Annotated in this window: 11 protein-coding genes; 7 read left to right on the top strand and 4 right to left on the bottom strand. The window is 74.0% G+C overall.

What is annotated here, in order from left to right; translation table 11 throughout:
• Positions 1-13: 13 nt before the first annotated feature.
• On the bottom strand, positions 14-817 hold the full coding sequence (locus ACFWTC_RS30975) for a hypothetical protein (RefSeq protein WP_383927152.1): 804 nt from the start codon (positions 815-817) through the stop codon (positions 14-16).
• 298 nt (positions 818-1,115) lie between these two features.
• Here ACFWTC_RS30975 and ACFWTC_RS30970 point away from each other — a divergent pair, with 298 nt between their 5' ends.
• Together ACFWTC_RS30970 and ACFWTC_RS30965 are read left to right on the top strand one after the other, a co-directional pair.
• Complete coding sequence (locus ACFWTC_RS30970) at positions 1,116-1,997, top strand: transglycosylase family protein (RefSeq protein ID WP_384029348.1); 882 nt, start codon at positions 1,116-1,118, stop codon at positions 1,995-1,997.
• A gap of 76 nt (positions 1,998-2,073) precedes the next feature.
• Positions 2,074-3,054: a helix-turn-helix transcriptional regulator gene (locus ACFWTC_RS30965; protein ID WP_383927147.1), complete on the top strand. Its 981-nt coding sequence runs from the start codon at positions 2,074-2,076 to the stop codon at positions 3,052-3,054.
• Between the two features lie 307 nt (positions 3,055-3,361).
• On the opposite strand, the gene ACFWTC_RS30960 is transcribed toward ACFWTC_RS30965, so the two are convergent.
• Together ACFWTC_RS30960 and ACFWTC_RS30955 are read right to left on the bottom strand one after the other, a co-directional pair.
• Positions 3,362-4,495: a phosphatase PAP2 family protein gene (locus tag ACFWTC_RS30960; protein WP_383927144.1), complete on the bottom strand. Its 1,134-nt coding sequence runs from the start codon at positions 4,493-4,495 to the stop codon at positions 3,362-3,364.
• Positions 4,496-4,790: 295 nt separating this feature from the next.
• Positions 4,791-5,924, bottom strand: a complete 1,134-nt coding sequence (locus tag ACFWTC_RS30955) for a glycosyltransferase family 39 protein (protein WP_383927142.1) — start codon at positions 5,922-5,924, stop codon at positions 4,791-4,793.
• A gap of 302 nt (positions 5,925-6,226) precedes the next feature.
• Here ACFWTC_RS30955 and ACFWTC_RS30950 point away from each other — a divergent pair, with 302 nt between their 5' ends.
• Both ACFWTC_RS30950 and ACFWTC_RS30945 read left to right on the top strand, forming a co-directional pair.
• A complete protein-coding gene (locus ACFWTC_RS30950; RefSeq protein ID WP_384029346.1) occupies positions 6,227-7,915 on the top strand; it encodes an MFS transporter in 1,689 nt (562 codons plus the stop codon).
• Positions 7,916-8,157: 242 nt separating this feature from the next.
• Complete coding sequence (locus ACFWTC_RS30945) at positions 8,158-9,330, top strand: acyl-CoA dehydrogenase family protein (protein WP_383927136.1); 1,173 nt, start codon at positions 8,158-8,160, stop codon at positions 9,328-9,330.
• Between the two features lie 9 nt (positions 9,331-9,339).
• On the opposite strand, the gene ACFWTC_RS30940 is transcribed toward ACFWTC_RS30945, so the two are convergent.
• A complete protein-coding gene (locus ACFWTC_RS30940) occupies positions 9,340-9,792 on the bottom strand; it encodes a cell division protein SepF (protein WP_383927133.1) in 453 nt (150 codons plus the stop codon).
• A 283-nt stretch (positions 9,793-10,075) separates the two neighbouring features.
• Here ACFWTC_RS30940 and ACFWTC_RS30935 point away from each other — a divergent pair, with 283 nt between their 5' ends.
• From ACFWTC_RS30935 to ACFWTC_RS30925, 3 genes are all read left to right on the top strand, one after another.
• Complete coding sequence (locus ACFWTC_RS30935) at positions 10,076-11,383, top strand: DUF5685 family protein (protein ID WP_384029344.1); 1,308 nt, start codon at positions 10,076-10,078, stop codon at positions 11,381-11,383.
• A 77-nt stretch (positions 11,384-11,460) separates the two neighbouring features.
• Positions 11,461-12,276 carry a DUF1684 domain-containing protein gene (locus tag ACFWTC_RS30930; RefSeq protein WP_383927128.1) on the top strand — a complete coding sequence of 272 codons (816 nt, stop codon included), beginning with the start codon at positions 11,461-11,463 and terminating at the stop codon, positions 12,274-12,276.
• 133 nt (positions 12,277-12,409) lie between these two features.
• On the top strand, positions 12,410-13,294 hold the full coding sequence (locus ACFWTC_RS30925) for a S1 family peptidase (protein WP_383927125.1): 885 nt from the start codon (positions 12,410-12,412) through the stop codon (positions 13,292-13,294).
• The last annotated feature ends 40 nt before the right edge of the window (positions 13,295-13,334 follow it).

Raw genomic sequence — 13,334 nt, 5'->3', positions numbered from 1 at the left:
GGCAGGGAGGGCGTCAGGCGCCCGGCGTACCGGCCAGGGGCATCGAGGCGGCCACCAGCTTGCCCGCGGCGGCGGCCTTGTCCAGTGCGTCGCGCAGCAGGTCCTCGCGGGGCTGCTGCCCGATGGAGCCGACCGGGGCGGCGTAGATGAGCACGCGCTGGGTCTTGTTGACGGCGGCCCGCCAGCCGTCGGTGACCGACAGGGCCTGGTGCGCCTGCCACCAGGAGACCGGACGGCCGCCGTCGAGGCCCGGCTGCAGCACGGCGTGCAGCTGGCCCGCGGCGAGCAGGACCGACCAGCCTGCGAGTCCGCCGGGGAGCTCGGAGGTGTCCGTGACGGGGATGAAGCCCTGCTCGATGAGGAGCGGGAGGAAGTCGTCCCCGGGGCCGTCGCTGCCGGGGCGGGCGATCGGTGCGGTGGGCTCGACGACCAGGGCCGGGTGCAGCTCGCCGCCGATCAGGACCAGGCCGCTGGTGATGCCGAGGACGGCCTGCCCGCCCGGGGTGCTCTGCGGGTTGCCCGCGGGGGCCGGGGCCGGGCTGTCGCCGGTGATGCTGGCGACGGCGCCCTGGAGCTGCTCCTCGGAGACGGTGACGACCTGCGAGGGGATGCAGGTGGCGTGCGCGAAGGCCAGGACGGCCGTCTCCTCGCCGACGAACAGCACCGTGCTGGTGGGGTCGCTCTGCGGGTCTCCGGGGGTGCGGCAGGAGGTGCAGTCGTAACTGCGCGGTGCGTCGTCGCCGACGAGCAGCCTGTCGGCTTCTTCGTCACCGATCTCGGCACGTACCTCATCACTGACGTCGAGCATGGGCGGCACGGGGTGGCTCCTCGGCATAGGTGCGGCGGGCCGGGGGGTTCCCGGCTCGCCGGGCTCAACGGCCGAGCGGTGGCCGGGGTCACGCCATGGGAGGGAACGGATTCGAACCCGGCCCCCGGAGGGGTGAACCGTCCGCCGGGGGCTTCGTTTTCGTGCCAACTCTTTTCTGGTTGTGTGCAGTTGGTGGGCGTTGCTGTTCGTTCCGGGTGCGTGGGGCGCGTCGGCCGACCGGGTGGGGCGCAGGGGCGCGCGGTGTGGCGTGCGGGGCGGGCCGGGCGCTCCTCCGTAGCGTGACCCGATGCCCAACCTCCGGATCCGGCGGGCCGCGCGCGGGGCCGCGGCCGCGCTGGTGCTCGTACTCCCGTGGGAGGCCGCCGCCTCCGCCGCCTCGGCCGGGGCACCGCCTCCGCCCGCGCCCGGACCGGCGGGCGCCGCGCACCCCGGTTCGCCCGGGGTCGTCGGCCACGGGCCGGGGGACTGCGGGCCGGGCGGGGAATGGCCCTGGGACTGCGTCGCCGACTGCGAGAGCGGCGGGCGCTGGGCGGTCAACACCGGCAACGGCTTCTACGGGGGGCTGCAGTTCTGGCAGCCGACGTGGGAGGAGTACGGGGGCCTTGCCTTCGCGGCACGGGCGGACCTGGCGAGCCGGGAGCAGCAGATCCGGGTCGCGGAGGACCTGCTCGGCGCGCAGGGGTGGGACGCGTGGCCGGTGTGTGCGAAGCGGTACGGGCTGGCGGGCCGGATGCACGTGGTGCGGGGCGGGGAGACGCTGGTGTCGATCGCGGCGAGGCGCCGGGTGGCGGGCGGGTGGCGGGCGCTGTACGAGGCGAACCGGGGGGTGATCGGGGAACGGCCGGAGCGGATCGCCGTGGGCGCGCTGCTGGCCCTGCCCCCGCCCGCCGCGTCCCCACCGCCCAAGGCGCCCGCAGCGGCCGTCCCGATGCCGGGCCCGGCCGCCCCGCCCAAGGCGCCCGCAGCGGCCGTCCCGGCTGCGCCGGGCAGGGTGCCCGCAGCGGCGGCCCCGGGTCCGGGCGCCCCGACGCCGCCGGCCGGGGCGCCCGCGCCCGGTGCGGGCCCCGCCCCGGGCCGTCCGGTTTCCGCGCCGGGCACGGTCGGGCCGGTGGCGGTGTCCGTCGGCGGACCGTCACGGGCGCAGCTCCCGCCGTCGCGCCCGCGCTGAACCCGGCGCCTTGGCGAAGCGCGCCCGGGCGGCCCGGAGGGGGGCCGTCCGCCGGGTGACCGGCAGACTGCTCCGCATGCTTGATGCCTCCGCACGACTGCTGCGCCTGCTGTCCCTGCTGCAAGCCCACCGGGAGTGGACCGGGGCCGATCTCGCCGACCGGCTCGGGGTGACCCCGCGCACGGTGCGGCGGGACGTCGACCGGTTGCGGGAACTCGGGTATCCGGTCAACGCCAGCCCCGGGACCGGAGGCGGCTACCAGCTGGGGGCCGGGGCCGAGATGCCGCCACTGCTGCTGGACGACGAGGAGGCCGTGGCGGTCGCCGTCGGCCTGCGCACCGCCGCGGGGAACGGGGTCGAGGGGATCGGGGAGGCCTCCGTACGAGCCCTCGCGAAGCTGGAGCAGGTGCTGCCGTCGCGGCTGCGGCGCCGGGTCTCGGCGCTCAACGAGTTCACCGTGTCCATGCTGCGCGACCCCCAGGGCTCCACCGTCGACCCCTCCGTCCTGACGGAGCTGGCCTCCGTCTGCCGGGACACCGAGCGGCTGCGCTTCGCGTACCGGGACCACGCGGGCACCGTCAGCCGCCGCACCGTGGAGCCGCACCGGCTGGTGTGCACCGAGCGGCGCTGGTACCTCGTCGCCTGGGACCTGGACCGGGAGGCCTGGCGCACCTTCCGGGCCGACCGGATCGAGCCCAGGCCCCCGCACGGCCCCCGGTTCACCCCGCGCCCGCCGCCGGCCGAGGACCTGGCCGCGTACGTCTCCCAGGGCGTGTCGCAGGGCGTGTACGCGGCCCTGGCGCTGATCCGGCTGAAGATCCCGGCCGAGGAGGCGGCGCTGGTCGTCGGACCCAGCGACGGAACCCTCGAACCGGTCGACGCGGAGAGCTGCCTGCTGCGCACCGGGGCGGTGAACCTGACCGTTCTGGTGATTCACCTCATGTTGCTCGGCTGTGAGTTCGAAGTCATCGAGCCGCCGGAGCTGACGGACCGGATCAGGGCGGCGCGGGATCTCCTGGGACGGGCCGTGGACTCCGTTCGCGTGGAGAAAATGTAAGGGAACTGAGGGGTAATCACCTGGTCCGGTCCAAGAGGACGCGGCAATCCCCGGCGGGAATTGCCCCTCTCCCGGACGGAATTCCATACGGTCTTCCGGGCGGGCGTGTCGTACACCGGAAAACAATGGGGCGCTGTCGATATTCTGTGACACAAGCGTGACCCGGGACGGACTAACGTGCCGGTCGGCCGCTGACGGTCCGGCGCCATCCGCGGGCCCCGTGGCGGGAACGGCGGAGGCGGGCCGGGTCGGTGACCCGGCCCGCCTCGGTGTCGCGGGGGAGGCGGTGCGTACCGTCCCGCGGACGTCAGCCGCCGGTCACCGGACGCGCCGCTGCGCCCCGGGCGGGAGCCCGCTCGGTGTGCGCCGGACGGCGGCTGCCGACCGGGGTGACCGGGGTCCGCTCGGAGCGGATCACGTGCGCCCTGATGGCCGCGTGCGCGGCGGGGCGGGGCGCCGGCGAGTGCCCGGTGGCCGCGCCCGCGGGGACGGCGGGGGCGGCGGGGGCGGCGGACGGGGCGGAGCTGACGGGGGCGGCGGGGGCCGCGGGCTCGGCGGCCGCGCCGGGATCCGGCGCCGTCGCCCCGGCGGTGTCCGCGTCCAGCCTGAGCTGCCACTTGCCGCCCGCGGAGAGCAGCGGGGTGAGCGCGACGGCGACCGGCGCGGGCATCCGCCCGGTCTCGGCACGGCGGCGCAGCAGCTCGCGCAGCTCGAAGACGTGGGCCTCGACGCGGGCGATGAGCGGCTCGAACCAGGGGAGCGCCAGCAGGATCAGCAGCCCCGCGGTCCAGCCGAGCAGGACGTCGCTGACCCAGTGGGTCCCCAGGTAGACGGTGGTGGCGCCGACGCTCAGGGAGACGACGGCGGACACCACGGACAGCACCCGCCGGGTGACCACGGTGGAGGCCAGATAGGCCAGGATTCCCCAGGTCACGACGGCGTTGGCGGTGTGGCCGGAGGGAAATATATCGCCGCCCGCGAAGAGCTCGGCGGAGCCGATCTCGGTGGCGTAGTGCGGGCCGAGACGGCCGAGGCCGATCTTGACGGCCCCGACGGTGACGTTGAGCAGCAGCAGCGCCACGCCGAGGGTGATCAGCGGGCGGAGGGTGTGCTGGCGCCAGGAGCGCCAGCCGAGCCAGGCGGCGACCATCACCGCGGTGGGTCCGCGCTGGCCGAGCACGACGAGGTAGTCGAGGAAGGCGTGCAGCTGCGGCCACTGCTCGTAGGGGCGGAAGAACATGACCTGCCAGTCCAGCCGGACGAGCCAGGACGTGGTCAGTACGGCCACCACGATCGCGAGGTAGAAGGCCAGCGTCGATCCCAGGAGCACGACGCGGTGCCGGCTCATCTGCGGGGTTTGCAGATGAGCCGGTCGCTCTGGTTCCCGGTCCAGCCGGGCGAACACCCGCTCCAGACGGGGCAGGATTAGGTCGGTACGCACTCAATCGACGTTACCGCGCGTTGCTGGGCGCCCCGGGCGAATCGCGCGCTTTGTGATGACCATGTGATGTGGAGTTGGTCTCACGCGGGACGTAATTGCCGCTATTTCGAGCGCGGTTGGAGTCCGGTTGATCCACTGTTACCGCAATTCGTTTCGCACACTTACCTGTGCTTTATCGCCGCAGCCCGCGTCCTTTGCTGGAAGATGGATCGGAATGTCTCATTCCGTTATCTCCGCAAGGGCTCCCGCAGCCCCGCGCAGACCCCGCGCAGCTTCGCGCAGACCCCGTGGGGACCTACGGGGGCCCGGAGCCGTTCAGCCAGAACGCCCCGTAGACCGCCGAGGCCGCTCCCGCCGCCCCCAGCACCAGGACCGCCCACCGCGTCCGCCACCGGGCCAGGGCCACCGCCACGGGCAGCAGCAGCGGGAAGGCCGGCAGCAGCAGCCGCGGCTTGGAGCCGAAGTACCCCGACGCGCACAGGGCCAGCGCCACCACCACCCCGCCGTACACGAGCAGCGGCACCGGCTGCCGCTGCCGTACGCACCGCACGTACAGCCACAGCACCAGTGCGACCCCGGCGATCAGCCCGACCCCGGCCGCGAAGCCCGCGGAGGCCGGAGCGCCCGGGGAGGCCAGCTTCGCCCCGACGAAGCGGGCGAAGGCCCAGCCGCCGTCGAAGCCGTTGCCCCAGCCCGCCTGCACGTCCAGGTAGCCGAACAGCCCGCCCCCGGTGCGCGCGCCGACCCACAGCACGTACGCCGCGGCCCCCAGCGGGGCCAGCAGGGCGCCCGTGGCCATCCGCCACGACCGCTCCCCGCGCCGCAGCGCCAGGGCGAGCGCCACCCACACCGCCGCGACCACCGCGGCACCGACCGGGCGGGTCAGCCCGGCCCCGGCCGCCAGCAGTCCCGCGGTCAGCCACCGGCCGCGCAGGGCCCCGTACAGCGCCCAGGCGGCGAGCGCGGTGAACAGGGCCTCGCTGTACGCCATGGACTGCACGATCCCGACGGGCAGCACCGCCCACAGCGCCACGGCCAGCACCCCGGCCCGGCGGCCGTACAGCAGGTCGGCCACGGCGAAGATCCCCCAGGCGGCCGCGAGCCCCGCGAGCGCCGACACCACCAGGCCCGATGAGCCGTACGAGAGCCCGGTCACGGCCGACACCAGCCGCTCCAGCCAGGGCAGGAGCGGGAAGAAGGCCAGGTTCGAGTGGACGTCCCCGTTCGGGAGGACCACCTCGTAGCCGTACCCGCCGGCCGCGGTGCGGGCGTACCAGAGCGAGTCCCAGCGGGCCGACAGCAGCGTGTGCGGGCTGCTGCCCGCGGCCGCGCTCCAGCCGCCGAGGACGATCAGCCCGAGCAGCCTGACCGCCGCGAAGACGGCCAGCGCGGGCGCGGCCCGGCGAAATCCAAGATCTTTCACGGGCATGATTATCGGTGGCGGCGCCCCGTGGGCGCGGCCGGGCACCACGAGCCGTGAGCGCGCGCGTACGCGGGGGAAGCGCGCGTGTACGCGGGGGTGAAGAAGCGGCCCGGCGAGTGGCGTACGCCACACGCCGGCCGCCTCCGGGATGAGAGCTTGACCACGTGGGCGACAGGCGAACTCGCGTACGCTGACCGTTCACTCGCGTGTCGATGCCGGACCCGTCGGAAGCCGCACAGCGCACCATCCCCGCGGCCCCACAGACGCTGGTCCGCCGAGTGCGGGGGGATCACCTGGGAGGTACATGCATGTCGGGGACGAACACGGCCGACCGCAGGACCCCCAGCCCCTGGCAGCGGCTCCGCGCGGCATCCGGCGGGGCCAACCGCTGGGTCGTCCTGGCGGTGCTCTGCGTCAGCCTGGTCCTCGTCGCGCTCGACGCGACGATCCTGCACGTCGCCGTCCCGTCCGTCACCGAGGACCTGCGCCCCGGCCCGATCGAGCTCCTCTGGATCGTCGATGCCTACCCGCTGGTCTGCGCCGCCCTGCTGATCCTCTTCGGCACCCTCGGCGACCGGGTCGGCCGCCGCCGCATCCTCCTCCTCGGCTACGGGCTCTTCGGCGCGGCGTCCGCGCTGGCGGCCCTCGCCGACAGCGCCCAGGTCCTCATCGCCGCCCGCGCGCTGCTCGGCATCGGCGGCGCGATGATCATGCCAGCCACGCTGTCGATCCTGCGCCAGGTCTTCCCCGACCGGCGCGAGCGGGCCCTCGCCATCGGCATCTGGACCGCCGTCGCCGCCGTCGGCGCCGCCAGCGGACCGGTGCTCGGCGGCTTCCTCGTCCAGCACTTCTGGTGGGGCTCCGTCTTCCTCATCAACATCCCGCTCATGGCACTGATCCTCCCGCTGGGCCGCTGGCTGCTCCCCGAGTCGAAGGGCTCCTGCGACGGGCCCTGGGACGTGCTCGGCGCGCTGATGGCCGCCGCCGGAGTGCTCGGCTCCGTGCTCGGCGTCAAGCGCCTGGGCGCCGAACGGCAGCTGCTCGACGCCGAGGCGATGGTCCCGCTGTTCCTCGGGGCGGCGCTGCTCGTGCTGTTCGTACGGCGCCAGAGGCGGCACACGCACCCGCTGATCGACATGCGGCTGTTCTCCCGCGCTGCCTTCACGACCTCCGTCGGCTGCATCGTGCTCGCCATGCTGGCGCTGGTCGGCCTGGAGCTGATCGCCGTCCAGTACCTCCAGCTGGTGCTGCACCTCAGCCCGCTGGAGACCGGCCTGCGGCTGCTGCCGCTGACCTTCGCCGCCATGGCCGCCGGCGCCACCGGGTCCTACACCCTGACCCGGATCGGCCCGCGGACCATGGTCTCGCTGGGCTTCCTGCTCACTGCCTTCGCCGTGCTGCTGCTGACCCTGATGGGGCAGCAGGACCGTCCCGTCCTGCTCACCGTGGGCTTCATCCTGCTCGGCTTCGGGCTCCAGACCACCCTCTTCGGCGCGTACGAGTCGATGCTGAGCGAGGCCCCCGCGGCCACCGCCGGCGGCGCCGCCTCCATCGGCGAGACCTCGTACCAGCTGGGCGCGGGCATGGGCATCGCGCTGCTGGGCAGCGTGATGAACGCCGCGTACGCCCCGGGGCTCGCGCGGGTGCCGGGGGTCTCGGCGGCGCAGTCGGAGGGCGCCGCCCATTCGCTGGGCGAGGCCTACCAGATCGCCGCGCAGCTCGGCGGGCCCGCGGGGGCGTCGCTGTACGAAGCCGCCCGGCACTCCTTCGTGCACGGGCTGCACGTGACCCTGGCGGTGAGCGCGGGGCTGCTGCTCGCGGGGGCGGCGATGGCGCTGAAGCTGCCGCGGGTGATGGAGTGCGGGGTGCCTGGCGGCGAGCCGGGCGGGGACGTGGCGGTGCGACTGCCTGTCCAGGGGGGTGGGCAGCGGGTCGGCGGGGTGCCTTCGCAGTCCGCCGGTGAGTCGTATCCGGCTCCTGCGGAGCGCGCGGGCTGATCGTGCCGGGCCGCGGTGCCGCGGTGCCGCTGTAGGCCCGGGTGCGTGCCCGCGTGCGGCGCCGTTGCCGGGGGCGCTGCCCCCGGACCCCCGCGCCTCAAACGCCGGCGGGGCTGAATCATGGCCGTGCTGATCATGGCCGGGGTGGGGGTGGACGGGTGGGGAAGGGGGCGTCTAGCGTCGGGGAACGCCGCGCGAAAACTTGCGCTGACAGGTTCCGACTCAGGCCGCCGGGAGGCCCCGTGTCCGCGTTCCAGCCCCATGATCCCCTCGGGCTCGACGAGCTCCTCGGCCCGGAGGACCTCGCCATCCGCGACACCGTCCGCGGCTGGGCCGCCGACCGGGTGCTGCCGCACGTCGCCGAGTGGTACGAGAAGGGCGAGCTGCCGGAGATCCGCGAGATCGCCCGCGAGCTCGGCTCGCTCGGCGCCCTCGGGATGTCGCTGACCGGCTACGGCTGCGCCGGTGCCAGCGCCGTCCAGTACGGCCTCGCCTGCCTGGAGCTGGAGGCCGCCGACTCCGGCATCCGCTCGCTGGTGTCCGTACAGGGGTCCCTCGCGATGTACGCGATCTGGAAGTACGGCTCCGAGGAGCAGAAGCAGCGCTGGCTGCCCGGCATGGCCGCCGGCGAGCTGATCGGCTGCTTCGGGCTGACCGAGCCGGACCACGGATCCGACCCCGCGGGCATGCGGACGTACGCGAAGCGCGACGGCACCGACTGGGTGCTGAACGGGCGCAAGATGTGGATCACCAACGGATCGGTGGCCGCGGTCGCCGTGGTGTGGGCGCAGACCGACGAGGGGATCCGCGGCTTCGCGGTGCCCACCGACAGCGCCGGGTTCTCCGCCCCGGAGATCCGGCACAAGTGGTCGCTGCGCGCCTCGGTGACGAGCGAGCTGGTCATGGACGGCGTACGGCTGCCCGCGGACGCGGTCCTGCCCGGCGTCACCGGTCTCAAGGGCCCGCTGGGCTGTCTCAGCCACGCGCGGTACGGGATCATCTGGGGGTCCATGGGCGCGGCGCGCGCCAGCTTCGAGTCCGCGCTCGACTACTCCAGGACCCGGGAGCAGTTCGGCAAGCCGATCGGCGGCTTCCAGCTCACGCAAGCCAAGCTCGCGGACATGGCCCTGGAACTCCACAAGGGCATCCTGCTGGCCCACCACCTGGGCCGGCGCATGGACGCGGGCACCCTGCGGCCGGAGCAGATCAGCTTCGGCAAGCTCAACAATGTCCGCGAGGCCATCGAAATCTGTCGGACCGCGCGGACCATCCTGGGTGCCAACGGGATCTCCCTCGAATACCCCGTCATGCGGCACGCCACCAACCTCGAATCGGTCCTCACCTACGAGGGCACCGCCGAGATGCACCAACTGGTGCTGGGCAAGGCGCTCACCGGGCTCGACGCCTTCCGGTGAGGGCCCTGCCTAGCTCTGGTTGAAGAAGTCGCGCGAACGGCCGCCGGGCTCACCGCTCACGATCTGGGTGTCGGCCGGGGTCAGCAGGAACACCCTGGTCGCCACCCGCTCGATCGATCCGCGCAGCCCGAAGGTCAGTCCGGCCGCGAAGTCGACCACGCGCTTCGCGTCGCCCGGGTCCATCGACGACAGGTTGACGATCACCGGGACGCCCTCGCGGAACAGCTCGCCGATGCCGCGCGCGTCCCGGAAGCCGTCCGGGGTGACCGTGGCGATCCGGCGTCCCTGGTCGACGGCCGACTCCGAGGCCACCTTGACCCGGGGGTCGGTGACCCACGCGTCGCCGGGGCCGGAAACCGAGCCGCCCTGGGCGGCCTCCGCGTAGTCGTCGTCGTAGTAACGCTCGTCGTCGCTGTCTTCCACGAGACCCAGCCAGGCACTCGCTTTGCGCACCGAACCCATGGACGCCTCCTTTCACCGCGGTCAGTCTGTCTTCTCTCCGCTGCCCCTATGGTCGTCCATGATGCTGACAACGCGCCAAGTGGATAGTCGGCGCGCACAGGTTTCGTGACGGTACTGGTGCAGAACATCCGTTGCACGGTCAAGGATCCAGGCGGCTACCACTGCTGACTGAGTGAAAATACGACTGCTGCGGCCTTACGGGTGAGCGGTGCGGACGTACGGGTGACGCGAGGGGCTCGCTACGATGCCCCGCAGGCAGGCGTACGACCCACGGGGGAGCAGATTGTTCGGCATCGTCAGACCTTGCACGCACCGGCTCGGGGAGCGGTTCAAAGCGGAGTGGATGGCCCATCTGTGCGGGCTGTGCCTGGCACTTCGCGGGGACCACGGCCAGTTCGCCCGGATCGTCACGAACTACGACGGTTTGCTGGTCTCCGTTCTGACGGAGGCTCAGTCCGGTCCGGCTCCCGGCGCGCGCCGCACCGCGGGTCCCTGTCCCCTGCGCGAAATGCGCACGGCCGCGGTGGCCCAGGGCGAGGGGGCGCGGCTCGCGGCCGCCGTCTCGCTCGTGCTGGCCTCCGCGAAGGTGCGGGACCACGTCGCGGACCGGGACGGGCTGTTGGCCCGGGCGCCCCTCGCCCTGGCCGCCCGTACGGTCGCCCGCGGCTGGGACCGGGCCGGTGCCCGGACCGGAGCCTCGCTCGGGTTCGACACGGCGGTGCTCGTCGACGCCGTGGACCGGCAGGGGGCCATCGAGACCCTGGCCGGCCCCGGCACGCCCGTGCTCGTCGTGACCGAGCCGACGGAGACCGCCACGGCCGCCGCCTTCGCGCATACCGCGCAGCTGGCCGGACGGCCAGGCAACGCCCCCGCGCTCGCCGAGGCGGGCCGGTACTTCGGGCGGCTCGCGCACCTGCTGGACGCGGTGGAGGACCAGGGCGCCGACGCCGAGGCGGGCGCCTGGAACCCGCTCACCGCCACCGGGACCCCGCTCGCCGAGGCCCGGAGGCTGTGCGACGACGCCCTCCGGGGCATCCGGCTGGCACTGGACGAGGTCGAGTTCGCCGACGCGGGCCTCGCCCACCGGCTGCTCGTGCACGAGCTGCGCACCTCCGTGGACCGGGCCTTCGGGACCCTGAGCTGCGGGCACGACCACACCGGCACGGCATCGGCCGGGCAGGGCGGCAGCCCGTACGGGGGCCGGCCCTACGGGAGCCCGCCGCACGGGAGCCAGCCGTACGGCGGCCAGGGCGCAGGCAACCCGTACGCGCAGAACCCCTACGGCGGCCCGCCCCAGGGCGGCGCCCCGTACGGCGGGGGAGCCCCCGGCGGCCCCGGCGTGCCCCCCTCGGGCCCGGGCGGCGGCGGCTTCGGAGGCGGCGGCGGCTTCGGCGGGCCGACCCCGCCGAAGCCGCGCCGCGGGCTGCTCGCCGGCTGCGCGGTCGCCATCGGCCTGTTCTGCACGTGCCGGATCTGCTGCGCCGACGAGTACGAGGGCCCCTGGTCCCGCAAGAAGCGCAAGGGCTGCTGCAACAACTGCGACTGCCCGTCGGGCTGCGACTGCGACGGCTGCTGCTGCCCCTGCGATTGAGACCCCGTCAGATTCCACAGGTCCGGACGGGGTACCCCCGGGTTCCCGTCCGGACCGGCGTGGAAGGGTTGAGCGGCATGAGCGACGACGCGGACGATCCGCACACCGACTGGCGGAAATGGCACGAGCGACGGCTGGCCGCCGTGTCCGCCCCCTACGGCCCCCTCGCGCTGACCGGAACCCACTGGCTCGCCGACTACCCGGAAGGTCGACTTCCGGCCGTTCCGGGGCGCTGGCGCGCGACCGGCGGCGCGGTGACGCTGACCGCCGCCGCCGGGGACTCCCTGTGCCTCGACGGCGAGCCCCTCACGGGCGAGGCCGTACTCGGCGCCGACGAGGATCCGCCGTCGGACTCCCGGGTCTCCTCGGGCGAGGTCCGGCTCGTCGTGATCCGGCGGGAAGGGCAGTGGGCGGTCCGCGTCTTCGATCCCGGCTCCGAGGCCCGCCGGTCCTTCGCCGGCATCGAGGCCACCCCGTACGACCCGGCCCTCGCGCTGCCGGGCCGCTTCCGCCCGTACGCCGAGGACCGGACCGTCCAGGTCGAGAACGCCGACGGGCGGGCCCGGGGCCTCGGGCTCGGCGGGGAGCTCGTCTTCGCCCACGAGGGCGCCGAGCGCACCCTCCAGGTCGCCGTCGACGAGGACGACGGCAGTCTGTGGGCCGTTTTCGGCGACGCCACCGGCGGCCGCTCCAGCTACCGCTTCCGCTTCCTGAAGCCCGGCGCCCCCGCGCCCGACGGCTCGATCACCGTGGACCTCAACCGCGCGGTGCTGCCGCCCTGCGCCTTCGCGGACCACTTCGTGTGCCCGTTCCCGCCACCGGGGAACACGCTGCCCTTCGAGGTGGCGGCAGGAGAGCGGCGGCTGAAAGCCGCCCTTGCGACCGATATCTGACGACAGCACACTCCCGTCAGTGCTTGTCAGGGACACGGCGTGTTCATCTGCGCTACCCGTGCCCCTGCTGCGCCTCACGGGCTCCGGCACCCCCACGATCGCCGGGCCCCCGAACCCTCCCGGAGGACGATAAGTGAGGATCAAGAGCATCACCCGTACCAGGCTGCTCGCGGCGGCCACCGGCCTGGCCGCCGTAGCCGCGCTCGCCGCCCCCACCGCCGCCAGCGCGGACACCCAGGACGGCGGGTTCAGCGCCTCCCGTCTCGCCTCGGCCGGCGCATCCGTCCTGCGCGCCGACGTCGCCGGCACCGCCTGGCACACCGACCCCGCCACCGGGACCCTCGTGGTCACGGCCGACTCCACCGTCTCCGCCGCCTCCCTCGCGAGAATCAAGCGCGAGGCGGGCGCCGACGCCGGTGCCCTGCGCATCGAACGCACCCCCGGCAAGCTGACCAAGCTGCTCTCCGGCGGCGACGCCATCTACGCGTCGAGCTGGCGCTGTTCGCTCGGCTTCAACGTGCGCAGCGGAAGTACGTACTACGCGCTCACCGCCGGGCACTGTACGGACGGCGCCGGCACCTGGTGGAGCAACTCCGCCAAGACCACCGTGCTCGGCTCGACCGCCGGGTCCAGCTTCCCCACCAACGACTACGGCCTGATCAAGTACGCCAGCAACTCGCCGGTCCCGCCCGGGACCGTCGGCAGCCAGGACATCACCAGCGCGGTCAACGCCACCACCGGCATGGCCGTCAAGCGCCGCGGGTCCACCACCGGCACCCACAGCGGTTCGGTCACCGGCCTCAACGCCACCGTCAACTACGGCGGCGGCGACGTCGTCTACGGCATGATCCGCACCAACGTGTGCGCCGAGCCCGGCGACAGCGGCGGCCCGCTCTACTCCGGCACCCGCGCCGTCGGCCTCACCTCCGGGGGCAGCGGCAACTGCTCCTCCGGCGGGACCACGTTCTTCCAGCCCGTGGTCGAGGCCCTCAACGCCTACGGGGTCAGCGTCTACTGACGGTGACCCACGCGCCCCCGGACGCACCCCTGGACGTCCT

The organism is Streptomyces sp. NPDC058619, from assembly GCF_042717785.1.
GTDB lineage: Bacteria > Actinomycetota > Actinomycetes > Streptomycetales > Streptomycetaceae > Streptomyces.
Note: the sequence above shows the minus strand (reverse complement) of the source record. Positions and strands in the feature narration are given on the sequence as shown.